This is a genomic window from Candidatus Poribacteria bacterium (assembly GCA_021295715.1).
Classification (GTDB): Bacteria; Poribacteria; WGA-4E; order WGA-4E; family WGA-3G; genus WGA-3G.
In genome coordinates this window covers 68,494-93,657 of record JAGWBV010000012.1, presented here as the reverse complement: position 1 = coordinate 93,657, position 25,164 = coordinate 68,494, and the positions used below count along the sequence as shown (strand labels likewise).

Genomic DNA, 25,164 nt, shown 5'->3' with positions numbered 1-25,164 from the left:
GGAACATGGTCATGGGAAGGCTATTCTTTTATTTCTGGACGCGGACGAACGACCCGAAATCCGATTGTATGTGTTGAATCTAATGGATAAAATTTAAACCGTAAACTTGAACGGAGGAACGCTCTCCCTACGTCCCACGCGCCGCCTCGAATGACTCTCGCGCGTAGCATATCTCGGAATCTGAGATTGATCGGATTTTGGGAAGTACCACCGTTATGCTGTTGATAGAAGGTTGGACTGTATTCATCGAGGCACCATTCCCATACATTTCCGGCAAGGTCGGCGATACCGTTCGGAGATTCTCCCTTCGGGAACTGACCCACCGGCATCGGACGATTGTAACGGCGTGCGAAGTTGGCGTGTTGGCGCGCTTTTGGCGGTGTATCTCCCCACGGGTATGCCCGTCCCTCTACTCCACGCGCTACCCGCTCCCATTGCGCTTCGGTCGGTAGGCTTCCACCAATCCATTCCGCAAACGCTTGCGCGTCAAACCATGTCACACCGACAACGGGTTGCGTGTCGCCGTTGAGTGTCTCATCCGCCCACGTTTCCTCACCGTTGTGCCCGCGTGGTGTCGGACGGTTCGTTGCCTCAATGAAAGCGCGGTACTGCGCATTGGTGATTTCATACCGCGATATTTCGTAAGGGCTCAGGTAGACTGCGTGTCGTGGCAGCTCAGCGTCAAAGGTGTGTTGTTCCAGCATGGAACTCCGCAATTTCGCGTCCTCATAGGCGGCTTTCGCCTCTTCGCGGGTTGAGCCCATCAGGAAGGTGCCTTCGGGAATTGAGACCCATTCTATAGTCGCGATGACCTGTTGGGCAGCAGTGCCAACTTCGGAAATAGCGAAATTGTTACGGAGAATAAGAGTCAGGACGAGAATTGTAAAACAGGCGCGTTTCATCAAAATCCTCTGCGTGGAAACCCTTTATTAGCAGTCGGCTTTCAGAAATAGAATCTCTTTCCTGACTGCTGACAACCGAAAGTGAGCGTAGCGAACGCCCTGACAGCCGAATTAGAATTGGCGTAGGAAACGGAGATCGTTTTCGTAGAGAACGCGGATGTCCGGGATGCGGAACTGGAGGTTCGCGATCCTTTCTACCCCCATCCCGAAGGCGAATCCCGTAACCTCATCCGGATCGTAGTTCACGGCTTCAAACACCGCCGGATCAACAGCACCCGCTCCCATGATCTCAACCCATCCTGTGCCGCCACAACTCCGACACCCTTTTCCTTGACAGACGGTACAAGAGATATCCATCTCCGCACTCGGTTCCGTGAAAGGGAAGAAGTGCGGACGGAAACGCATCTGTGTCTGGTCACCGAACATTTGCTGGGCAAAGGAGGTCAAAACCCCCTTGAGCTCGCTAAAGGTGGCGTGCGTATCAACGAGCAAGCCTTCTATTTGATGGAACATCGGCGTGTGCGATACGTCATAGTCCACGCGATAACATTTCCCCGGCACGATAATTCGGATCGGTGGTTTCTGATTCTCCATCGCTCGGATCTGAACGGGTGAGGTATGGGTGCGTAAAAGGTGTCCATCAGTTAGATAAAAGGTATCGTGTAAGTCGCGAGCGGGGTGATCAGCAGGTGTATTCAACGCATCGAAGTTGTAATACTCGGTCTCAATGTCGGGTCCCGTTACCACTTGGAACCCCATTTGACCGAAAATCGCTTCAATCCGCTCTAACGTTTGCATGATGGGATGCGCCTTCCCGTAAGCAGGTTTCCGTCCGGGAAGTGTGATGTCAACGGCTTCCGATTCAAGTTGCTGTTCCTGTTGCTGACGATGCAGGGTCTGCATCGCGGCTTCAAACGCCTCTGTGAGCGTGGCACGCACCTCATTTGCGAGTTTGCCAATTATCGGACGCTCCTCTTTGGAAAGTTTCCCCATGCCCTTCATGACATCGGTGAGTTTTCCTCTACGTCCAAAATATGTGATTCGGAGCGACTCAAGCGCGTCTGGGGTTTTCACTGCTTTTAAAGCCTCAAGTGCCTCGGCTTGAATCGCTTGCAATTCTGCTTTCATTTTTTAATTTTACCTTGCGGAGATTAGGAAAATATCTATCAACAAAAAATGCCTGTCACTTTGTCCCACAAAGGTTAATTTCTTTATCAGGACGAAAGCAATAGGCATCTATCAAGAAAAGAGGATCAAACCTACACCTAACCTTTTGCGAGGGTGACGAGCTGCCCGAAACCGGCTTCGTCCTTCACGGCGATGTCGGCAAGGACTTTTCGGTCGAGTTCAATACCCGCGGCTTTAAGCCCATGTATGAATCGACTGTAGGTGAGTCCGTGCAACCTAGCGGCGGCGTTAATTCTTGCGATCCAGAGTCGTCGGAAATCGCGTTTGCGTGCGCGTCGGTGTGCGTAGGCGTGGTTCCATCCCTTCTCTACCGCTTCTTTAGCGGTACGTTTGAGATTATTCCGACCCCCGCGATAACCTTTAGAATGTTTGAGTATCCGGTTACGGCGTTTGCGTCGCACACTTCCTGTTTTTACTCGTGCCATTTAAAACTCCTATCACGACCGTCGGTGCTATCGGCGATCGGGTCTACAATTTGCCCGGATACGTGTTGTTATTATCATAGATGCCGGGCATTCACTTCTATTGATGAATGAGGCGTTTCAAGCGTTTCACGTTGCTCGGATGGACAAGAGTTGCCTGCCGCAATCTGCGTTTCTGTTTCGCTGACTTAGAAATGAACAGGTGTCCTGCGTATGCGCGATTGCGACGGATTTTGCCTTTCGATGTGAACTTGAAACGTTTTGCCGCACCCTTATGCGTTTTCATTTTTGGCATAAAAATATCCTTGAGAAGTATCACTCCTACAAAAAGAGCGAAAAAATGTCGTAACCCAGAGGCAACCTCTACGAAAAATTACAAGAGGAAACACATGTGCTTCGGAAGTCACGCGACCCCGATCATCGGGATGGCGTGCTTCGGCTGACGACAAAAACATTACACAGATTTCGGTGAGAGGATCATTGACATGATGCGGGTTTCCATCCGCGGTGGTTGTTCCACATCGGCAATCTCTTCCAAATCGTCTTTGAGCCGTGAAAGTAAACTTCTACCAAGATCGGTATGAAGCATCTCGCGTCCTCGGAACCGAACGGTTGCACGAACCTTCCACCCATTTTTCAAGAAATCTTCGACATGCCGTTTCTTGAACTGGTAGTCGTGCTCCGCGGTATCAGGACGGAACTGCATTCCTTTCAGGACAACTTTCGATTGCTTTTTCCGAGCCTCGCGTGCGCGCTTGTTTTTCTCATACTGATACTTCCCGTAGTCCATGATCTTACAAACGGGAGGCTTGGCATTCGGTGAAACTTCTACCAAATCCAATCCAACTTCTTCCGCAAGTTTCATTGCATCGCGGGGCGTCATGACCCCCAGATGCTTGTTCTCGTGATCTATCAGTAAAATTTCTTTGGCTCGAATCTGATAATTGGAACGACTCTGTCTTTCCTTCGTCCTCTGATTACGTCTGCCTTTGTAGTGTATTTTTCACACCCCCAAGTCAAGGCGCTGCAGTGCGCCGCTTGCAAGCCTATAGGCATCGCTTACAAGCTTATATAGAAACGGAAGCGAACAACGCATTCGTTGCGCTTCGGTATACAAGATAACTCTGTTTACAAACGTTCTGTATCCATGTGTAGGTACATTTAATTCTGATTCTCCGTCAATCCCAAAGGAGAAACAAATGTCCTACCGACTCGAACTTGCCAAGCACGCCACATGCGCGATTCGCAATATTGCCCGAATGAATTAATTAATTATACCATATCGGTAACGGAAATGCAAGTTAAAAAAAGCCGATTGTCCATAAAGTCCGTAGAACAATCAATCCACCTGCCAATCCCCCGAAAACAACAATAAAACTGATGCTGACTGCGAGCGCGAGACGGAGAATCCGCTCACCCAGTTCCGGCTGTTCGCTTATCCAGGCACGTGCCAAATAGAAGGTTAACGCAATACTGACCAAACCCAGGAGGCACGCGCCTAAAACCGCTACTAACATCCCTGGAAAGTCTACCATCTGTATCGTCTCTGGCAGCGACCATTGGGAGAAGTGCTGAATGACACCAATCAAAATGCCAACCAAAACGACAATAAAACCGATGAAAACCATGAAGGCTTTTTTAAAGGCAGTTCCCATGTTCTGTCCAATCTATGCCGTACATCCTTGATGAGTGTTTGTAATTTTACCATCCTTCAGATTAAATAGCAACCAACAGTCAGAAGACAAGGTTAGATGAAGTTCAAGTATTTAATTCGGTAGGAGCGGTTTCTAACCGCCCCGAATATGGTTATGGAATTACCGAAATATCTAATATGACTCTGCATGAAACCTAATCAAGTGTGAATTGGGTTAATTTGATGCTGCTCCGCTTACACAACGGAAACCAACCTCACGGGAAGTCCCTGCAGCACCCATACTGCCTCGGCTATGAACCTCTAAGTTGGCTCCACCGCGTATCCAAGAACCACCACGCCTTATGCGCATATCGTAAATCTCTGCGTAATTATCTAAATGGTGAACACCTTAGTGGATTACGGTTCGAGCGTCTCTTCGCCATCGTTATCCAATTCCTCTACCCAGCGCAGAATCGTTTCACTGCTGTTGCCATCGTCTCTTTCACGAAACTGGTTGGCGAGTTGTCTGCCAGTGCCAATAAGCAGAGTTTGTAATTCTGGTGTATAAGGTTTCGCTTGCAATGCCTGTCGATATTTCTCCATCGCATTTTTGGGTTGTTTGCGGTCCATTAAACAGCGCGCAAGCACACACCGCACGCGGGAGAGTTTCTCTGCTATCGGATCGGGCTTAGTGGTTTCGACATCAGCGTCTGAGGAAATATCATCGGCATTCGGTGCTGGAACGGCTGCCGTTTTCGCTTTGTCAAGCACCAGATCGAGCTGCGATTCAATCGAGAGTAAATTTTGATACGCGACGGTATTCCTCGGATGTTTGGTGAGCACAGTTTCAAAAGTCGCCAACGCGCTCAGATGCTCATTCTGAACAAGATAGAGATACCCGATCATGTTGTGCATATCTATAGTTTTCTCAGATGCCGGAATCGCTTCAAACACAGTGACCGCTGCTGCGTATTTCTTCCGATTCATCAGGGCATTTCCACGACGGATCTGGAGGTTCACGAGTTCTTTTCTTGCGTTTGCATTGTTAGGCGCGTCCACCAAAATCCGTTCCAATTCGCCCCGTGCTTGTTCATATTTTCCTATGTGTTGATACGCTTGCGCCAAACTCAAACGGAGATTGATGCCAGTCGGAAAGAGGTCCACCGCCTTCCGCAGCTGCACCACCGCGGTCCTGTAATCTCTCCGATTTCTCAAGGCTTGTGCATACTGTTGATACGCAGCGATGAGGTTATGCCGCGCCTGTGAGTCGGTAGGCAGTGTCGTGTAGACCTTATGAAACGCCGAAATCGCCGCCTGATAATTTCGTGTCTTGAGATACAGTTCCCCAAGCAGACTGGCGAGCATCGTATCGTCTGGATGGAGTTTCTGCAACTCAAGATATGTCCCGATTGCCTCGGTGGCATGTCCCGATTGCCGATGTGCATTCGCCTTTTGCCAAAGGACATCGCTGAGGTTAGTTCTCGCGAGTTGATAGGTCGGTTGTAGTTTCAAAGCGTTCCGATAGGCGAGAATTGCCGCATCCCATTCACTGTTATTCCGGAGCGTCACACCGTAGTTATTATAACTCTGGACGAGGTTCTCCCGCGCCTCCGCATCGTCCGGGGCGATTTCTAACGCCTTTTGGTAATGTGTGATCGCTTTGGAAAACTGAGAAACATGGGCATATCCGTCCGCCATAAGCCGATACGAGGTAGCGTTCTGTGGATCGAGATGGACGGCTCTCTGAAAATATGCGGTCGCCTCGTCAAAAGCTTTCCGCTCCAGAGCGTTGAATGCTTTTTGGCGTAGGAGTTGGTGTAGATTCCGTTTCGCGGCTTTGTGGTGCGGTGAGCGTTCAAGCGCACTCTCGAACGCTTGTATTGCCTTGCCAACATCGCCTTGACGATAATAGAGTGTGCCGAGGTAGTTATAGGAATCAGCACTTTCACGGAACGAACGGTCTCTTTGCTGGCTTCTCACGCTCTGTTCAACCAAACGGATCGCTTGGGGCGACTGTCCTGTCTTTTGGTAAGCTTGAATCAGTCTCTGCCTCGCCGGTTCAAAATTAGGATCGATACCGAGGCACTCTTGGAAACTGGCGATTGCGAGTGTCATATCGCCTTTGTCAAAGTAGACTGCCCCGAGCAGATAGTGCGTCCGTGCTTGTCTTGGATTGGTTTGGAGTTCTTTCTTTATAACCTCAATAGCGATCTCGTGTTGCGGTGTATCGATCGGTGTGTTGTAGAGCCTCAGCAAGGTGTTGATATCGCGATGCGTTGGATGTTGTGCCGTTGCCAGCGCGTGACAGACATCCGCATCATCTGGACTATGCCCCCACAGCCCGATGGCGTGCCCGAATTCATGCAGGCATACCGTCCGCATCTCTTCCTGTGAGAGTTCACCGATGCTGTCATCACTTTCTAATACCAGAATAACCTCTACTGCGAATTGGCTATCGGGGTATCGGCTGTCGGCTGTCGGCTGTCGGCTTCCAGACTGATTGCTGACGACTGCAGACGAGGCGACCCCGTTCCTACGGTTTCTTTCCTGACTGTTGGTAGAAACCGATGGCTGATGGCTAATATACTGACGAGTATCATTAAGCCGCACTAATTCGGCACTGCCGAGCGGCGTATCTAATAGTTTCAGGCGACCGCTGGCAATTGAAGTAACGCCGATGTCTGCTTGCTCCAACACCTCGGTCTCTTCAAAACGGATTTTCCCGTTGGATGCAATCTCCCAAGTGCGCATGGCGTAACGGATCTCGGCAAGATAGGGCAAAACTTTGAGAGTAGGCGAGATGTGGACACGAATCGGCATCTGTGTAAAACGCGTGATCCTGCCATCGGAAAATAGTGTGACCTGGTCGAAGTAATCCCCCGATACGGCTGTCGCTATCTCAGTATCGGCAGGATTTTGCGCCGTTGCTTGTGCTATGAAACCAACGACTATGCACGCAACGATGAAAAAGGTATAGAGTGTTCCCACTTGCATAACACAATATCCTCGTTTGGACGTGATCGAAATGTCACTATCAGAAATCCTACAGGAAGACATCACTTTTAAATGAGATTTTGTAGCGTAAACTTTCAGTTTGCACACCCACAGGCACAATCTAAAAGATTATGCTACAAAGGTGGCAACTCAGGTTAACGATAATAGCATATCTGAAAGAAACGGTCAAAAAAATTGGTGTAGGATGCCGCGACCTCTTTGGGAAAAATCTGAAAACGCTTGATTTATTTCGCAAAAGATGGTAAATTACTTTCAAATTAGACCCATTTGGATCTTAAGGAGTTTCCTATGAACGCAACATATACATCAGCAATCGCCGAAGTTATCGAAAAATTAGAAACGGGTAACCCGCTCCCGACACTCGTGCCACAGAAAGCGTGGAACAGTGAACTGACGGATACTTTGGAAGCGGCATCCCTCGACGATCTTTTCGACGGAGAATCATTGAAAAATACGACGTTTGGTGAAGCCATTAAAAGCGGTTTACTTCTGTGGAACGACGCATTGGATGAATCGCATACGATCTCACAGGGATTAGCGGATCAGACAGGCAGCTACTGGCACGGCATCATGCATCGCCGCGAACCGGATTACCCCAATTCCAAGTATTGGTTCGGCAGAGTCGGGACACACCCGATCTTCCCAGCACTCCGTGAAAGCGCACTCACACTTTTCAAAGAAACAGCGAACCCATCGGACGCACTCACAGAGATCGGAGAGACTGTCGCGGCGCAAGAAAATTGGGATTCTTACCAGTTTATTGATTGGTGCCAAGCCGCCGAAGGCGACACCGACTCGGATGTAACCCGCTTCTTGCAACAGGTACAGGCGGAAGAGATCAAACTGTTACTGGCGTACTCCTACCGTAACGCCGTCTAACACACGCCAATTCACCTGAAGGAGACAGACAATGTTTCCGAGAAACGCGCGTATCAAAATAAAGGGTTGGCAGCACCTTATTATCGTGCTCACGGGATTGCTATTGATGGCTTCCTGTGTGAATTCAACGCTTACCGCAACGATTTCGGATTCGGTTTCAGCCAATCGCGCGTATAGCGAAATTAAAACCGATCTCAATGAACTTTCAAAGGGTGGTGAACCGGCTGATTATGATGCGTTGATTGAGAAATTAAGGGCTTTCATCAAGACCTACCCGAAACACAGACAGGTAGATGAAGCCTACTATTTTTTGGGTACCATCTTAGTTGAACGACAGCGCACTGAAGATGGCATTGAGGTCCTTGAAGAACTCATCAGGGACTATCCTTATGCCACCTACGTCGAACCAAGTCTGCTCACACTCGGATTAGCCTACGACAAAATCAGTGAGCATTATAAAGCAGATGCTCTTTACGAAAAACTGGCAAATCACCCAAAATACCGTAGCGGCAGATACGCTGCAACAGTGCAGCAACTTCTTGAACAGGATAAAACGCAGCGAACAGGTGAAATATCAAGCGCATCTGTAGCGATCCCACGCCCGAGTCGGAACCCATTTGTAAGTAAACCCGCACCAGATTTCCGTGTGATGGACATAAGGGGTGAGGAACTTTCACTCGAACAGTATCGCGGACAGGTCGTGCTGCTCGATTTCTGGGCAACGTGGTGCGGTCCCTGTATCGCGGAGATGCCGAACGTTAAGCTGGCTTATGCGAAACACAGAGATCGAAAGTTCCACATCATCGGGATTAGTTTGGATAGCTCAATAGCACCGCTTGAGGCATACATTCAGCGAGAGGGAATCGAGTGGCGGCAGTATTTGGACAGCACCGGTCAGATAAGCGGTTTATACAATGTGCAAGCGATCCCATCTACGTTTCTGATTGACGGGGCGGGTATCGTCCGTAGGGTGAATCTCCGCGGTCTCGCACTTGAGAGTGCGGTTGCGGAGCTCGTGCGGGAGAATTTGGCGAATTAAGAATTCTACACAGATGTTGAAGCAGCATAGCATCGTAGGTTGGGTTGAACGAGGAATACCAGAGTTCCGCTGATTCAAAGAAAAAGGACATCTTCTCTATACACCTTCGATTTCAGAGATATGAAGTGAAACCCAACGCTTTTGCGGTTTCCGAAACGCTGCGGTATGAGGTTGGGTTTCACTATGTTTTTGCGTACATACGGGACTATGGTGGATTTGAGGGTGTTTGGATCTCTACATCTGTCTTCTGAATTCCCTTCAACCCAACCTACAGTACGAAATTGTCACTTATGTGGTCCGGTTCCAAACTGTACCTACCGAGGAAGCGCGAAAAAGTTCCTATAAACGTTGTACATAGATTCATACAGAGGAGGTCAACAATGTTCTCCCGAAATGAAATAACTTCACAACAAAGCAGAAATAGATACCTCTGTGCGCATCTTATATGCGTGCTCAGCAGTCTCGTGTTCATAGGTTTTTGTGCGAATCTCGTCAGCGCTGCCCCGAGGAAAGCCGCTTACATATATCAGGAAATTAAGGCAATTTCCAAGAGTCTCAAGCAGCGGAGCGAACAGGCAGACTTAGAGAAATTAGTTGAGAAATCTGCCGATTTTGTCGCGGCACACCCGGAATACAGACGCGTGGATGAAGTCTATTACCTTCTCGGCAACGCCTTAGTTCAGTTGGAACGTGTTGAAGAGGGCATAAAATCGTTTGAAATCGTCATCAAGGAGTATCCTAAGGCTCGTTATGTTGAACGGTGTCTGTTAGATTTGGGCCTGGCACATGACAAACTCGGCAATCACGACGCAGCAGACAGTGCGTACCAAAAATTGATAGACCATCCGAAGTACGGTTCACGATCACAGGCGAAATTTGCGAAGAAGATTCTCGAACAGGACATAACTGAACGCAAGGGTGAATTACCGAAACCACCCGGGGCGAGCATGAATCCAAGGCAGTGGATCGGGAAGCCAGCACTGGATTTTCAGGTGACGGATCTGAACGGCGAAGAACTCTCATTGGAGAAATATCGCGGACAGGTCGTGTTGCTCGATTTCTGGGCAACATGGTGCAGTCCTTGCATCGCAGAGATACCGAACGTCAAAAAGACTTACGAAAAGTATAAAGATCAGAAGTTCCAGATTATCGGTATCAGTCTGGATAGGTCAGCAGAACCCCTTGAGGCTTATATTAAAACAGAGGAACTGGGCTGGCTCCAATATTGGGACAAGAGCGGCAAGATTGGTAATCTGTACAAGGTACGCGCAATTCCGTCAACCTTCCTGATTGACGGTGAAGGTGTTATCCGCAAAACGAACCTCCGCGGACACGCCCTTGAACATGCCGTCGCGGACCTGGTGAAGGAAAATCTCGCGAAACTGGCAGCAAAAAAAGAGTAGGACTTACGCACGTCGCTCTTTCGTAGCATGATGCACCTCGCATCTGGGCGAGTACGCCGCAAAACTTTTAGTTTGTGCCAGAAGACCGTCGGCGTTTTTTCAACATCCGTATCTACCAGAGCGTGCTACGATCAAAATTGCGTAAGTCCTATTTATAATAGCGTATCCGCCAGTCAGTAGGAAATTTTATTGCAGTTTCAAGGAGAGGCAATGGCACACCTTACTTTAAAAGATGTCACCAAAATTTACGACGGCGATGTTCTCGCAGTTGAACAGGCAGATTTTCAAATCCCCGATGAGTCGTTTACTGTGCTCGTTGGTCCGTCGGGATGTGGGAAATCAACACTCTTGCGGATGATCGCTGGATTAGAAGAGATAACGGAAGGCGATATTTATATTGATGATGAGCGTATCAACGACATCCCACCCAAAGATCGGGACATCGCCATGGTCTTCCAAAACTACGCCCTCTATCCACACATGACGGTGTATAAGAACATGGCGTTCGGGTTGAAACTTCGGAAATATCCGAAATCAGAGATCGACGAGCGTGTCAAAGAGGCAGCGGAGATCCTGAGCATCTCGCATCTCTTGAACCGTAAACCGAAGCATCTCTCCGGCGGTGAACGCCAACGCGTTGCAGTCGGTAGGGCGATCGTTCGGCACCCCAAAGTATTCCTATTCGATGAACCGTTGAGCAACCTCGATGCGAAACTACGCGTGCAAATGCGGATGGAAATCAGTCGTCTGCACGACCGACTGAACGCCACCATCGTCTATGTTACGCACGATCAAGTTGAAGCGATGACGATGGGTGACCAGATCGTGGTCATCAATGAGGGAAAAATCCAGCAGATTGCCGATCCCGGAACGCTCTATCATCAACCGGCGAACCAATTCGTCGGTGGATTCATCGGGACACCGCCGATGAACTTTATAGAGACGGACATCGTGACCAACGGCAGCGACCCGATGCTCAGATTTGAAACCTTCAAAGTGGAACTGAATGACCATCTCCAGTCTGCACTCAGCAAACTTTCAGGGGATTCGGTGACGCTCGGCATCCGTCCAGAGGATATTCACGTCGGCGAAAACGGGAACAACAGCGTTGATACGCAGGTGGAACTGGTTGAGCCGCTCGGAAACCATGCCCTCCTGTATCTGCGGACAGAGAAGAGCAGTTTCGTTGCGCAATCCGACCTCATCGATATGCCGCAACACAACGCGCAGTTGACCGTTCGTTTTGATATGGAGAAAGCGCACCTGTTTCACCCAGAAACAGGTGAATCCTTGACAGTCTTTTAACTTTCCTTGCGGCAGAATCACGTGCGTTCAGACACTTACATGCGTTTCAAATACCTGCCTGCGCCGTTGTGGCAGGCTACCGTTTTGGTTTAATGAGGGCAATATAAGAAAAGAATTGTGGTACGATGTTCACAGTGCCAGAATTTGTGCCCAGGTCTCGGTGTCTATCGGAATACCGTCCCGTTCCCGCTTGCGCTGTTCTTCCCAACCGCGTTCACCCGGCACCCGAATTGCGTCAACGCCAGCATCGCGTTTTGCCGATTTGAGATAGTCAACAAAGCGTTGTATCTCCGCGCTGAACCCCGGAAACCCTCTAAAACTGGCAACATTTATCACCAGCACAAACAACCCATTGCCGACACGGGCATCTTCACCCTGACTACACCCAGCACCCGTGAGCGCGCCCGACAGGATGTCAACAATGACACTCAACCCGAACCCTTTGTGTTCAGAAACTGATCCACCGAACGGCAATAAGGCGGCGGGTGGCACGTCATAGAAATCGTCTGGATTTGTTGTTGACTTGCCTTCAGCGTCAATGAGCCATCCGTGCGGGACGGGTTCGTTCCGATGCTGTTTGACCCGAATCTTCCCGGACGCGACAACACTCGTAGACATATCCAATACAATCGGATCTTTTCCCTCAATCGGCACTGCACACGCCATCGGATTCGTAGAAAGCCTACCTTCAACGCCGCCGTGCGGTGCGACACACGTGCCACCACCATGGTCGTTCGCCATAAGCAACCCAATCATTTCCGCATCTGCTGCGAGGCAGGCGTATCCACCTAACCTTCCTGTCTCATTACACCGCGAAACCGCAACCGAGCTTATATCCGTCTGCTTTGCTTTCTGGATTGCCATCTCAACGGCACGGGTTGCAATTACGGGACCGAAGCCCCAATTGCCATCTAAGACCGAGATTGAAGCAGATTCGTGTAAGGTCTCTGTTGGGGCACCGGGCTGGATTAACCCGTCTTCTAATTCACGCACATACTTCGCAAGATGGATCACACCGTGTGAATCGTGTCCGACGCGGTTGGCATCCACCATGGAACGGGTTACCACTTCTGCTTCAGCAGCGGAGATATTTAATTTTTGGAAGACACTTAGGCAAATTTCGGTGAGTTCTTCGGCTGTAAATTTCGGCATCGTAGACTCCTTGCATGAGATACACCTATTTTACAAATCTCTATGAGTCCCGTCAAGTGCAAATTCAGCTGCATCCGAGGCGAAACCACTCTCCATATCCCACCCCCTGAAACCTACCCACATGTTTTCTTCTCAAGAGGCGTTCTCATAAGTCTTGTCCATAAAGAATACTCTTGGACCGAGAAATACCTATAATCCCATAAACCCTCAAATCTTATGGACGATGATCCTGACAATCAACCCCATACAAAAACTAAAATTTTTCATTTTTTCCATTATGCACGTTTCCGCCGAAAAAAGGGAGTCTTTAAGAAGGAAGAGTTAAAAGTATGCCGACACGCTAAATTCTTAAATCAAATTCATGTTTCTATGAGACTTTTTTCAAAATCCGCATTCATAGTTTATGAAAGCACAAAAATCTCATTTTAACTTTTGAGATTTGCGAGACTGCTTTCAACTGGAGAACGCTATATCAAGTGACCAAAGACGAGACGCAGAACTTGTCCTTCAGATCCTAACTGGCGACGAAACTGCTTTTGATGCACTTTATAAACGACACAGCACTCGACTCTACGAGTTCATCATCAGCAAAATCGACGACCGGCGTGATGCTGAGGAATTGGTTAACGACATGTTCCTCAAAGCAAAAGAACATTTACACACGCTTCAAGAGCCTGAAAAGGTTCTGAACTGGATGTTCCGTATCGCCAGCCAACTGGTCGCGGGATGGCACCGAAAGAACAAAAAGCCCGGTGCAACGCAAGACTACACAGACGTTTATGACGCTGAAGGCGAAGTCGCAGCGACTGCTGTTATTCGTCAGACTGCTAAGGAGATTTAATAATGTTGAAAAAATTTTTGAACAACCCCAATGCTCTCTGGCAAGTTTTAATCGTTCTACTCCTTGCTGGCGGACTCGCTTTCGCAGGTATGTATGATGGCTTTGTTGTGGAGACCGAGGCACAGAAAAGTTGCTGCGGTGGAAACACGGATGCCATCCGTTCCGATGGCACTATTGCCCAATTGAAGACAGGAAGTTGCTGTGGCAGTGAAGTCCCCGAGGTTCCAAGTTCCGGAACCGGTGACCTCAACAATGTCAATATCTATACAGGCTCCGCTTGTAACTGTCTTGGTAGAGGCTGCGACGACGAGGATTGTTCAGGCTGTAGCAAAATCGACTCCTGTGACGGTGGTTGTGACTGCTCCACTTGTAATGCACATTGTTCTAACAAAGATAGTGATTCGACAATGTGTGGCGATGGTTCTGGTTGCACCGACGGTGATCGATCTGGCGGAGCAGAAGGCTAATCAAAGAAAGTGGCAGTAAGTCGTCAAGCAATAAATTGTCCTACGACTCGCCAAAAGGTGGGGATCTGGTGGAAAATCAAACCCGACGGAGAATCAGAAGCACTACTGACAGAAACGAAGATGTCACCACGTGGGGACTCCAAACGGGGGCAATTGCACGTCTGGGGCGAGGAATAGTATCAGACGTAGCATTTTCCCCTGACAGAGAATTACTTGCTGTAGGTAGTCGTATCGGTGTCTGGTTGTACGAGATTTCTACCATGTCTCCTGTTGCCTTATTGGATACCGAGCGCGGCGTTGTTTTGGCGATCACATTTTCTCCGAAAGGTGACTTGCTTGCCACCGGCAATTGGGATGGTGATATAAAAGTATGGCAAGTGCAAAGCAAATGTTGCGTTTCAAAGATGCAGCGAGGAGACCTGTTTGATGCAGCCTCTCAGCTTGCTTTTTCACCTGATGGTGCCCGTCTCGCCTCCACTGGGGGACGTTATGATGCGGTTTATGTCTGGTGCCCGGAAACAGGGAAAAAGCTTGCGAAAATAAAAAAAGCAGAGTTTTTTCGTCATCGCCCTTATATCATTCCACTCGTCTATTCCCCCGATGCCACTTTAATTGCCGCTGCAACAGCTGAAAATACCGTTTCGATATGGGATAGTCAGACAAGTGAACAGATCGCTTGTTTCACAGGACATACTCAAATGGTGGTTGCCCTGGCGTTCTCAGCGTGTGGTAGGTTCATTGCCTCTGGAGATCACAAGGGAACATTACAACAGTGGGATGCCAAAACTGCGCAGCCTGTTGGATGTCCTGTTGAATATGCAAAGTATGCTGTGATACCGAGTTATACACCGGCAGGTAGACTGCTGGCTGCGGCTATTGAGGAAGATACTGTTTCCGTCTGGGATGTCGCACGTAATGAAAAACTGGGTATATTTGAACATCATGGTGCCATCGGGGGTAGGTGCTTTTTAGATGGTAGACATTTGGCGGTCGCTGGTTCGCGAAACTTCAGTGTATGGCATCAGTCGTCCGAATTGGTCTCAACCGTCTCCAGACACACACCTTTTACTCATTCACTGGCTTTTTCACCGGATGGTCAGAGACTTGTTGCGATTGAAGCGGGATGGCAATGTGCCCTTTGGGATATAAAAAAAAGGGAGCGGCATGCGGTAAACTTCGGTAAACAGAAGCGATCCTACGCTGTATGTTCCACTTCAACTGATAATATGCGGGTTCTGCTTGCCGATGAGCAAACACTCAGCGTCTGCAACCTCGACTCCCATGAAATCATCGCCACCGTGGATGCGCCTCACGCAGGCATAAGCAGAGGTTTTTTCTCGGTTACAGGTAACCTCTGGGCTTGCCCGATACAGAGCGGAAATATCTATGTATGGGATAGCAGCGGAAAAGAGAGCGTTCTTAGAGGACAGACGGATTATATTGAATCGTGTGCATTCTCACCTGATGAAAAAAGATTGGCAAGCGTCTCAAGGGATCAAACCGCCCGGGTGTGGGACGTTACGTCAGGCAAAGCAATCATCGCGCTTCGGTTAAGTCCACCATTGTCTACCGATTCACTGCCGTCAACACCGGAATTAAATGCGAATATCTATAAAGGGGACGCGGATACAATTGAAGCGGTACTGCAAGGAGAAACGCCCCGTTATCGTCATACGGCAGTTCAGGCGATCACATTCTCCCCATGTGGTAATTTCCTTGCTGCAGGTATGGAGGGGGGAATTCGGTTGTGGGATGCGAACACCTATGAAACTCACATGATCATCCTCTTACCACGAGAATATAGGCGGCAGTTTGCTTTGGCATTTTCGCCTTGTGGACGGTATATGGCTTCGGGCACATGGTGGTGTCAGACAGAAAAGGTCCCTATTTATTTATGGGATGTTGCCACGGGTGAAAATATCGCAACCTTTTGGGGACACCCAACTGACGTTCAAGACCTTGCCTTTTCGCCCGACGGCGCGCTTTTAGCGAGTGGAAGCTTTGATGGTACGATCCTTTTATGGGATATGACCCCTTATTTGGACCATGAAACTTTATGACGCGATTGCTGCCGGGCTCTTACATATTTCTCAAAATCGACTCCGTGCGGGACTTTCTATCCTTGGCATCTTTATCGGCATTGCAAGTGTTCTCTGCATGATGGCTATCGGAGACGGCGCGAAACGGCTCATCGTCAAAGACATCGAAAAAATGGGTGGTGCTAACCAAGTTCACTTCAGGACACGCCATTCTATTTGGAGACGCAGTCGATTCGTAAGACTTACAACCGAACGTTATACACTCTCTGACGTTCGCGCCATTGAAGCAGAATGTCCGGATGTCCACTTCGTCTTGCCGAAAAATAGGGGGTATCAAGGGATCATCACGAGTCGACAGGGCGGACAAACACGTCCTTATGTTGAAGGCGTGACAGCAGACTATGCCACAGGCATGCATTGGAATGTGCAATACGGACGTTTTTTTACACGAGCGGATATTGACAGCGCAGCCCAGGTGTGCGTCCTCGGTGCTGAAGCCGCGATGGATCTGTTTGGCAACATCAATGCCATTGGGCAGGAAGTGAAAATGAAAATCCGCTGGCGACACCCCTTCGTGCGGTGTCGTGTCATCGGTATTATGGCAGCGAAAGGCAGAAGTCTCCGCAGCTACACCTCCTTGGACGATATAGTCTGTGTCCCACTCACAACGCATCAGCAACGGCTCTCTGGCATCCGGTATATTGAGGACCTGCACGTCTTTTTTCAAAAGGACGCAGATGTCTCTGGCGTGATTGATTCTGTCCGAGATGTGCTACAGAAGAGACACCGGGGTATCAAAGACTTTATCTCCTATCGGATACCGAAACGCACCGTCAGACGCTTAGAACACATCCAAAAGATGATAAAAATCGCCTTAGGTAGCATCGCTGGTTTTTCGATCTTCGTCAGCGGGATTGGCATTATGAATATTTGTCTCGTCTCTGTCGGTGAAAGGACCCGCGAGATAGGTTTACGAAAATCAATTGGAGCGAAACAGATTCACATTTTTTTGCAATTTTTAACAGAATCCATCACCCTGTGTTTCTGTGGTGGGGGCCTCGGTATCGTGGACGGTTGGCTTGCGGCGCATGGGATGGCAGGGCTTGCGGTGCGTATTCTCCCTATTGTGGATGAATGGCCCGTCGTTCTATCGGTATCGTGGATGCTGACATCGGTTGTCTTTTCAGTTTGTGATACGTTCGGCACAACCCCGTCGGAGTGAAGATACCTACGAGACTCTGAAGGATTTGGTGAGTCGTGCGCCCCTTGCCGGTGAGTTGACGCTTGATGTCCCCGCGCGCCCGCAACGGTTTCCTGCGCGTCAGGCACATCTACAAGTGTGTTTCGCCCAGACGACGCTCTGTCTGCCGCATCGGTGTCAGCAACGCCCCGAGACGAAAAACTTACCGCCTGTATCGGGCTTTCTCGTGTCGGTCACAGAACCCAACCCTCCCGATGACATAACACCTCTGAACTGGCTACTGCTGACGAACGTAGAAGTTTCCAACTTCTCCGAGGCACTCCAGCGCATTGAGTGGTATACCCAGCGCTGGCACATTGAGGTCTATTTCAAAGTCCTGAAATCCGGGACCAAGGTGGAGCACGCTCGATTCCAAACTAAAGACCGCCTCCTGCGGTATATCGCTTTACTGAGTGTCATTGCGTGGCGACTCTACTGGATGACGCTCCTCAACCGGCACCTCCCCGAGGCAGATTGCACGCAAGTCGTGCCGGAAAATGAGTGGAAAGCACTTTACGCCCTAACCCACAAGACCCGCACTTTCCCCAAGAAAACACCCACCGTTACCCAAGTCGTCCTTTGGATCGCCAAACTCGGCGGGTTCTTGGGACGTCCGTCTGATGCCCCCCCGGCGTGACCGTCTTATGGCGAGGGTGGCAACGGTTGACGGATATTTCCAACACCTTCACACTGTTTGACGAACTTGGAGAGAAGCATGTCTCTTAGAACCACCACCGACAGACACCACACAAAAAACTTGTGGGTAACAGTAAGTACTCACTTTGGGGGCAATGTACGGGACCTGGAGGCAAAGACATCAGGAGAAAAAAGCATTTCGTATCATGGTCGTGTTCCTTCTCTTTGTACTTTTTTACGTCATCGGACTGAGTTTCGTCGCCAAGAAAATCACCCGGTATCTCGTGATTTTCTTGCCTCCTCTCGGCTATGGGGGGCATTTACATCACCCAGCACATCTCAAAAAAATACGTGCGTTTGCTTTTTCTCGTGGCAGTTGTTGTTTTACAAACCCTGCCAGTACTGAAACTCCATCCCTATTATGCCACTTATCACTTTCCGATTTTATCCGGGGAATGGATTTCTAAAAACACCTCTGTTGGGGGCGGTGTAGGATTGGATGTCGCCGCCGCTTATCTCAATGCTAAACCGGATGCGCAACACCTACAGGTGCGAGTGAGTCGGTTTAGCAGTAACCTGAATAAGTATTTCGTTGGGAAAACATGGAGACGACGCAACAGTGAGACATTTCCGCACAACATTGACTTCGATTATGATGTTGAGTACGTCCGCGGTAGACAGATTCAAGGATCCTCTGTGGATCCCCTCCCTGAAGGCGGCAAACCGTCATCCGTTTTGCAACCCCGTAGTGATCTTCACCGTGAACTCGAACACGTGGTGCGGTTAAATGGGATTGACTATGTTTGGATATATCGCGTCCTTGACACACGCGGAAAAAACGTTCCAGCGGTAACACAATGAACCTACGTCTGCTTATCAGCGAAAGCGTGAAGGGATGAAAATCGTTTTTAGGCATCGTTATGAAAAAAGAAATTATTCTTACAATCTCTGAAAGACATCGCGTGAACACCGAAAAAATCCGTATTACAGGGCATACACAAACGGGGGACGTATACACCTTTTACGTTCTCGGAGACAACGCTTGGTGGTTTGAAAGCTTCCTCTCTGAAGGCACACAGATGACCCTCTGCCCTATAGAAACCTACGCAATCTACACAGGGACACAGGAGAACCCGATTCGCATTCCACCCGAAAGTACCATCAAGGTGGAGAAGCAAATTGACAATCAGGGATGCGTCAAAAGCGCAGAGACAGCACAAGACTTGACGCAATTTGAACCGCTCTGAAGGCACTATCAAATCACACCTCCGAAATACACGACTCCAACTCCGAGAACAACTCACCCCCTTTTTCGTTTGAAAAGCTTCGGAAAGGGGTGTATAATTCTTAGCAGTCAGCAGTCAGAAAGAGTCGCGAGCGCAGCTCGCTCCTACAGCTGATGGAAACCGAAAACCGATGAAAACCCATTGCGAATAGGCTGAAAGTCGATAGCCACTACGAAGTTTGGAGATGCGAATAAATATGCGACGCTTTGGAACCCAAGGCCGCCTATATCCTGAAGATAACTACCTCGTCCCTCGGACAGCAGAGGTTTCCGATTTTATTAGGCGCGTCAAAGAAGGAAAGTATATCGTCCTTTTCGCGCCCCGGCAGACGGGTAAAACGACTTTCTTCCAATTAGCACTCGCAGAACTCGCCGCTACAGATTTAACCTACTTCCCTATACACCTCAATTTTGAGGTATATGAAGGCTGCACGCCTGCAGAGTTTTACGGAGGCATCGCGGAAGATATTCCTGAGAAAGTAGTGGCTGTCTTCCAAGAACGGGATGAGTCACTGCCTGAGCCACTCGTGCAGCCTTTGGGGAACGCGCAATTCACGAATCACCTCTCCTTGCGAAGGTTCTTTAGACAATTAGCAGGATTTCTAAAGAACCAAAGGGTTGTCCTCATTATTGACGAATTTGATGCGATTCCACGTGGTGCCGTGACGGGGTTTCTCCGCGTGCTCCGTGATATTTATCTATCGGGTAAAATACGGTGCCCCCATAGCGTCGGGATCGTTGGGGTCAAAAACATCACACAACTTGATTACGACCGTTCCATCTCGCCGTTCAATATCCAAGATGAATTCCACCTCCCCAACTTCACGCGCGAACAGGTAGGCGATCTGCTTGCGCAGTATACGGACGAAGTTGGACAAACCTTCGCTCCTGAAGTCATCACATCGCTCCATAAGCAGACTGCTGGGCAGCCCTTCCTCGTCAACCGATGTGCACAGATCCTTACGGAAGAACTGGACATCCCGAAAACTGAAACGATTACGATGGCACACTTTGCAGCAGCACATACACGCCTCCTTGAGGAAATAAATGTCAATATCGCCCACCTACTGACCAATATCCGCAGAAATCCGCGTTTTGAAAGCATCCTCATGGAAATCGCCTCTTACGAGAGCGGGGTGCGCTTTAACCGGGACGACCCGGTCATCGACGAACTCACGACTTATGGTGTCATTGTGAGAGGGGCTGACGGAATGTGTGAAATTCTCAATCCTATTTATCAGCAACGTATTTTGCAAACGTTCAAGCCGCTGGTGAATGGGTTAGAGCAGGAATATTTTCCTGAGGGCACCAGCCCCGACCTGGCTGATTACCTCACGCCTACAGGGCAGATTGAGATGGGTTTACTCCTTGATAACTTCCGGGATTTTATTGCCCGTGCAGGCTTCCGGATCCTGCAAATCCCTGATACCCCGAAAGAGTTTGTTGGGCAATATCTCCTCTATGCGTATCTGGATCAGTTCGTCCAATTGGTGCACGGAAATATCTACCTTGAAGGGCAAACCGGGCGCGGCAAAATGGATATAGCGATTTTCCATCAGGGGCGAAAACATATTATCGAGACAAAGATATGGGAAGGGGCCCGATACTACGAAGCTGGTAAAAAGCAACTTGCAGCGTATATGGAATTGGAAGACACTGCAGAGGGGTACTATGTTGTCTTCGATCATCGTCAAAATCCAGAAGCGCGAACAGAGACAGAAACCGTTAACAGTGTGAAGATTCGGAGTTATGTGATTCCGGTGGTGCAAAAACGCCTATCGCAGGTCCTCTAAATCTGATAGATCGTTAATCTCTCGCAAACTGGCAAGTTTGTCCAAGCCTCACAGGTTAACGGTTTCCTATGGTACATTCGCGAAAAATTACGCGCTATGTCTTTTTCGCCTGCTCTAACAATTCTGCCAACCGGTCAGCAAAACGGAGTTGGCTGTCGTCCTCAGGGGCGTAGCCTATCACCTTCCGTGCATTGGCGATACTCCAAAATTTATGCGAATTGTCGCTGATACCGTAGAAAATCTGGAACGGGATCCCGTTTTCGTCCTCTATGTCCTCTGTCTCAATGCTCTTGACGAAGAGTTGGACCTGATCCCGGATGCTCAAATACGCGCCAAGTCCTCGGTGCATCGCCTTCAAATCGTCCGCTGAAGAATTCGCCATATCTGTCTCGCGCGGCCCACCGATACGCAGCTGGACGTTCTGTAATTTCTTACCGTCAACATGTCCTGTCGCAAAGACAAAGCCGAGGTGCTCATACGCCTCTTTCGCCCATCCGTAGAAGTTATCGGAGAGCGGTCGCATCTCTGGGGTTACCACATCCCACTTATCTGCCCAGATGAGACGTTCGTAATAGTCGGCAGCGTGGTTGGAACTACAGACGACGACGCGTCGGACACCGGTCTCGACACAGGTCTGATAAAGGTTATATGCCATCTGGACGTTGGCAAGTTCATTCTCAAAACTGCCGCCCTTAAAAGCACAGTGGACGACTGCATCAACACCTTCAAAATGGTGACGATACGCGTCTCGATTGGGGTCGGTCAGTTCAGCAATTTGAACGCCTTCTACCTCCTCGCCCTGTCGATTCGTGGTTTTCACGTCTAACAGGACGAGTTCATAACGTTGGCGAAATTCGGGGAGCATCCGTCCAGCGATATAGCCGGACGCACCGGTGATAAGAATTTTTCTACGGTTTTCCATTTTTTAAATTTTCCTTGCGATTCGGATAACGTGGAATCGGGTACTATCCGTTCAACCCAACCTACGAGGTCCCGATGCAATTTTTTCTAAAATTGACAGCTATGGGTTCACCTGCAGTTCAATCAAGGGGAAACACCCAAGCAAAAACACCTACAGATTTACGGAATTTCCAGCTTCTCTTTGCAATGCCGAGCGAGGATTTTCATTTCTGCGATGACCTGTGCCTCGGTTTGCATCAACTGATTAAAGATGGGTGGGAGAGGTCGCCTGCTGAAAAGTCTTTCAAAGAAACCCTGTTGGACATGGAGCGGCACCCCAAAACGCGAAGTTCCAATACGGTCAGGTTCCAGCCCTAAGTATTCAATTGAGAGATAATGTACAACTTCGTCCTGGGTAAGGTCGCCTTCATGGATGCTGCCGGTATTCCTGCGTCCGTAACTCACGAGATAGATCCTCCCACTCATCCGACTGAGGATGGTATAACCACCGACATCGACGGCTTCATTCCAACATTTTTCAAATCCGTTTTTAGGGAGACGTTCGCGGAGCTCCTCGGCGGAACGGACCACGAATTTGTTCTGATGCGGTGTTTTGATGATGAGGAACTCTTCATCCTGGTCCTTTAATGGCGGTTGCCCTGTGAACAAATCAACGGAATCTAACGTCCAGACGATACCATCTCGGATACCTTTCGCCATGTTATGATGCCGTTCAACAAACTCGTCGTTCAGTGGATGCAGGCGATAAGCACCGCCACCATTAAAAATACTTCGCAACTTTCGACGATGTTCTATAACAGAAAACCGCTTTTTAGTGACGGGTATTTCTAACTGGAGCGTATATCCGGTATGTAAATCGGTTGTGAGATTCAACTGAGATTGGCGAAGCTCGGCTAATCGAGTCAGAGCCGTCTGGCTTTTCGACAAAACGCGTCCGATGAGGTATTCGCGGCGGAGTCCAGGGATCTCCGTAGCGAGCCGCTCAAGCGTTGGAGCATCTAACTGATCCAACATAACTTTGTGTTCCCACCGTGTGCCGCGTTCATGTGCTAAAATTTGGAACTGTTGCGCGTCGCCAGTGGTGCGGATATAGCCGAGTGCTGTCCACGGGTCGAATGTCGCACGGTAGTTCCCGCTGGTTTTCGCATCGCCATCTGCCAATACACAATCTCGTCGTTCATACCGAGAATAGAGACCAAACCGAAATTCAAAATCTTCGTAGGGTGCTAACGCTTCGCGCAAATCATGGGCAAATTCTTTTCCCTTGGCAAAACGTTTGAAAATTTGCTCAGTCTGTTTCGGTTGATTCAGCGCATCAAGGAACGTTCCAATCTGAATCCCACCCTCTTCTACACCTTCATCTTCATTCTTTCCAAAAACCTTAGTTTTGGTTTTAAAAGGCGGATTCCCGAGAGACACGTCGCGTTGTGAGACGAGATGTAACGCCGGATCACCTGTTACCTTCTTGAGTGCCGGTGCATCGCCGAGGATTTCCGCGAGTTTGGCATCGTCAATCTTTTCCGTCAAGTCAATACCGCGTTTTAATTCAGCAAAATGGATGATGTCATCAAGACTATACTGTAGGGGTGCACTCGAAGAGAGGTTGTCGTAGTTAGAGCGATGGAAGCGGATGCGCGGCTTGATACGAAATACCGGCGTGAGACCGTAATCCTTCAGCAACACATACAGCGTGACGGTATAGGAGTCGGCGTGAACCTTCTGCGCCAAGATTCCATCCTGCTTTGCGTCTTTTTCCACGATTAACCGCTCTTGAACGAGACGGCTATCGTTGCCGAAAATCATCATCCGGTGTTCTTCTCTGTTATCATCAACTAACATGGATTTACCCTCCCTCGATTTTGGCGCAGCTTGCAAGCCAAAACTTGCTATAGAAAAGTAAAACGATACCGTCGCGGGTCTGAGTTTCGCTACGCCGCTTCGGATCGTTGCCGTGCCAGTGCTGCTGCGCCAAGAATAGCGGAATTATCCCCCAGCTTTGCGGGTACAATCTGAACCCCGCTCAGCGTATTGGGCAGCGCGTATTTTTCCGCAGCGGCGCGAATATCGTCCAAAAACGTGTCGTCTAATGCTTCAACGACACCGCCGCCCAGCACAATCATCTCTGGATTCAAGAAATTCACAATGGAACCAATGCCGATTCCAAGGTATTTCGTTACTTTTTTGAAAACTTTGAGGGTTAACTTATCGTTTAAGCGGATCGCTTTCGCCAAAACACCACTCCGAATAGCGGTCAGGTCGCCACCGGTGAGTTCGGAGAGAACGCTTTTCTGTCCCTTTTTTAGAATAGCCTTTCGGAATTGCTTCGTCATTGCCGTGCGGCTGGCGATCGCTTCCAAACAGCCACGCGTCCCACAGCCACAGCGCGGACCGCCAGCTTTGACAATGATATGCCCGATTTCACCAGCTGTCTTGCTCGCACCATGGAACAATTCACCGTTTAGAATGATGCCACCGCCAATACCCGTGCCGACAAAAATCCCAACGACGTTCTGAACACCTTGACCTGCACCAAACACGTATTCACCGAGTGTTCCGACGTTCACATCATTGTCAACAAAAGTTGGGAAGCCGGTGCGTGTTTCCAACTCCGTCTTCAGTGGAACATCCCGCCAGCCGAGATTCGGGGCGAAAATGACAACGCCTGTTGCCGGGTCAAGCGGTCCCGGAGCACCAATGCCGATCGCTTGAATTGAATCAGAGGCAACGCCTGATTTGTCAATCGCTTTTTGGACAGAGCCTGCGATCCGATCAATCACTTCGGATGCCCCTTTGTTCGCCTTTGTTGGAACTTTGGCTGTGGCTAAGATATTCCCTTCTGCATCAATGACAGCGGACAGAATCTTGGTGCCGCCCATATCCACACCGATAACATTAGCACTCATAATTTTTTAACTTTCCTTGCGGTTCGTTGCGGCGGGTTTGGTACGTGATGTGCCCTTGCGCAGATCCGCCCTCCACTACGTCCCGGGCTTGCGTGTTTGGT

General features: G+C 49.3%; 23 protein-coding genes. 12 read left to right on the top strand and 11 right to left on the bottom strand.

All coding sequences use genetic code 11. The annotated features are described in order from the left end of the window. Positions 1-20: 20 nt before the first annotated feature. From J4G07_05600 to J4G07_05570, 7 genes are all read right to left on the bottom strand, one after another. The gene (locus J4G07_05600; GenBank protein ID MCE2413459.1) at positions 21-902 is read right to left on the bottom strand and encodes a formylglycine-generating enzyme family protein; all 882 of its coding nucleotides are present in this window, start codon (positions 900-902) and stop codon (positions 21-23) included. Between the two features lie 111 nt (positions 903-1,013). Continuing rightward, positions 1,014-2,030, bottom strand: coding sequence for a phenylalanine--tRNA ligase subunit alpha (gene pheS / locus J4G07_05595; protein MCE2413458.1), 1,017 nt, complete (start codon positions 2,028-2,030; stop codon positions 1,014-1,016). A gap of 137 nt (positions 2,031-2,167) precedes the next feature. Next, complete coding sequence (gene rplT, locus J4G07_05590; GenBank protein ID MCE2413457.1) at positions 2,168-2,515, bottom strand: 50S ribosomal protein L20; 348 nt, start codon at positions 2,513-2,515, stop codon at positions 2,168-2,170. A gap of 97 nt (positions 2,516-2,612) precedes the next feature. Next, entirely contained in the window at positions 2,613-2,807 is a 195-nt protein-coding gene (gene rpmI / locus J4G07_05585; GenBank protein ID MCE2413456.1) for a 50S ribosomal protein L35, read from the bottom strand. 159 nt (positions 2,808-2,966) lie between these two features. Then, the gene (gene infC, locus J4G07_05580) at positions 2,967-3,512 is read right to left on the bottom strand and encodes a translation initiation factor IF-3 (protein MCE2413455.1); all 546 of its coding nucleotides are present in this window, start codon (positions 3,510-3,512) and stop codon (positions 2,967-2,969) included. A gap of 301 nt (positions 3,513-3,813) precedes the next feature. Beyond that, positions 3,814-4,167 (bottom strand): hypothetical protein, encoded by a 354-nt coding sequence (locus J4G07_05575; GenBank protein MCE2413454.1) that lies wholly within the window; start codon positions 4,165-4,167, stop codon positions 3,814-3,816. A 395-nt stretch (positions 4,168-4,562) separates the two neighbouring features. Further along, the gene (locus J4G07_05570; protein ID MCE2413453.1) at positions 4,563-7,139 is read right to left on the bottom strand and encodes a tetratricopeptide repeat protein; all 2,577 of its coding nucleotides are present in this window, start codon (positions 7,137-7,139) and stop codon (positions 4,563-4,565) included. Between the two features lie 309 nt (positions 7,140-7,448). Between J4G07_05570 and J4G07_05565 the strand changes: the two genes are divergently transcribed. From J4G07_05565 to ugpC, 4 genes are all read left to right on the top strand, one after another. After that, positions 7,449-8,039, top strand: a complete 591-nt coding sequence (locus tag J4G07_05565; GenBank protein MCE2413452.1) for a hypothetical protein — start codon at positions 7,449-7,451, stop codon at positions 8,037-8,039. Between the two features lie 31 nt (positions 8,040-8,070). Then, entirely contained in the window at positions 8,071-9,078 is a 1,008-nt protein-coding gene (locus J4G07_05560) for a redoxin domain-containing protein (protein ID MCE2413451.1), read from the top strand. A 380-nt stretch (positions 9,079-9,458) separates the two neighbouring features. Next, positions 9,459-10,481: a redoxin domain-containing protein gene (locus J4G07_05555; GenBank protein MCE2413450.1), complete on the top strand. Its 1,023-nt coding sequence runs from the start codon at positions 9,459-9,461 to the stop codon at positions 10,479-10,481. Positions 10,482-10,691: 210 nt separating this feature from the next. Next, the gene (ugpC, locus tag J4G07_05550; GenBank protein MCE2413449.1) at positions 10,692-11,786 is read left to right on the top strand and encodes a sn-glycerol-3-phosphate ABC transporter ATP-binding protein UgpC; all 1,095 of its coding nucleotides are present in this window, start codon (positions 10,692-10,694) and stop codon (positions 11,784-11,786) included. A 129-nt stretch (positions 11,787-11,915) separates the two neighbouring features. On the opposite strand, the gene J4G07_05545 is transcribed toward ugpC, so the two are convergent. Next, the gene (locus J4G07_05545) at positions 11,916-12,938 is read right to left on the bottom strand and encodes an Ldh family oxidoreductase (protein MCE2413448.1); all 1,023 of its coding nucleotides are present in this window, start codon (positions 12,936-12,938) and stop codon (positions 11,916-11,918) included. Between the two features lie 439 nt (positions 12,939-13,377). On the opposite strand from J4G07_05545, the gene J4G07_05540 reads away from it, so the two are divergent. The 8 genes from J4G07_05540 to J4G07_05505 all read left to right on the top strand — a co-directional run bounded on the left by J4G07_05540 (position 13,378) and on the right by J4G07_05505 (position 21,239). Continuing rightward, on the top strand, positions 13,378-13,779 hold the full coding sequence (locus tag J4G07_05540) for an RNA polymerase sigma factor (GenBank protein ID MCE2413447.1): 402 nt from the start codon (positions 13,378-13,380) through the stop codon (positions 13,777-13,779). A gap of 2 nt (positions 13,780-13,781) precedes the next feature. Continuing rightward, on the top strand, positions 13,782-14,246 hold the full coding sequence (locus J4G07_05535) for a hypothetical protein (protein MCE2413446.1): 465 nt from the start codon (positions 13,782-13,784) through the stop codon (positions 14,244-14,246). A gap of 68 nt (positions 14,247-14,314) precedes the next feature. Further along, complete coding sequence (locus tag J4G07_05530; GenBank protein ID MCE2413445.1) at positions 14,315-16,306, top strand: WD40 repeat domain-containing protein; 1,992 nt, start codon at positions 14,315-14,317, stop codon at positions 16,304-16,306. Then, positions 16,293-17,507 (top strand): ABC transporter permease, encoded by a 1,215-nt coding sequence (locus J4G07_05525; protein ID MCE2413444.1) that lies wholly within the window; start codon positions 16,293-16,295, stop codon positions 17,505-17,507. Before J4G07_05530 ends, J4G07_05525 begins: the two co-directional genes overlap by 14 nt. After that, positions 17,476-18,162: an IS4 family transposase gene (locus tag J4G07_05520; protein ID MCE2413443.1), complete on the top strand. Its 687-nt coding sequence runs from the start codon at positions 17,476-17,478 to the stop codon at positions 18,160-18,162. Before J4G07_05525 ends, J4G07_05520 begins: the two co-directional genes overlap by 32 nt. 368 nt (positions 18,163-18,530) lie before the next feature. After that, positions 18,531-19,022 carry a hypothetical protein gene (locus J4G07_05515; protein ID MCE2413442.1) on the top strand — a complete coding sequence of 164 codons (492 nt, stop codon included), beginning with the start codon at positions 18,531-18,533 and terminating at the stop codon, positions 19,020-19,022. A gap of 59 nt (positions 19,023-19,081) precedes the next feature. Next, positions 19,082-19,408, top strand: coding sequence for a hypothetical protein (locus J4G07_05510; GenBank protein ID MCE2413441.1), 327 nt, complete (start codon positions 19,082-19,084; stop codon positions 19,406-19,408). 235 nt (positions 19,409-19,643) lie between these two features. Beyond that, positions 19,644-21,239 carry an AAA-like domain-containing protein gene (locus tag J4G07_05505; GenBank protein ID MCE2413440.1) on the top strand — a complete coding sequence of 532 codons (1,596 nt, stop codon included), beginning with the start codon at positions 19,644-19,646 and terminating at the stop codon, positions 21,237-21,239. Between the two features lie 94 nt (positions 21,240-21,333). On the opposite strand, the gene J4G07_05500 is transcribed toward J4G07_05505, so the two are convergent. The 3 genes from J4G07_05500 to J4G07_05490 all read right to left on the bottom strand — a co-directional run bounded on the left by J4G07_05500 (position 21,334) and on the right by J4G07_05490 (position 25,063). Continuing rightward, the gene (locus tag J4G07_05500; GenBank protein ID MCE2413439.1) at positions 21,334-22,161 is read right to left on the bottom strand and encodes an NAD(P)-dependent oxidoreductase; all 828 of its coding nucleotides are present in this window, start codon (positions 22,159-22,161) and stop codon (positions 21,334-21,336) included. A 158-nt stretch (positions 22,162-22,319) separates the two neighbouring features. Next, positions 22,320-23,999 carry a hypothetical protein gene (locus J4G07_05495; GenBank protein MCE2413438.1) on the bottom strand — a complete coding sequence of 560 codons (1,680 nt, stop codon included), beginning with the start codon at positions 23,997-23,999 and terminating at the stop codon, positions 22,320-22,322. A gap of 89 nt (positions 24,000-24,088) precedes the next feature. After that, complete coding sequence (locus tag J4G07_05490; GenBank protein ID MCE2413437.1) at positions 24,089-25,063, bottom strand: ROK family protein; 975 nt, start codon at positions 25,061-25,063, stop codon at positions 24,089-24,091. Positions 25,064-25,164: the final 101 nt, after the last annotated feature.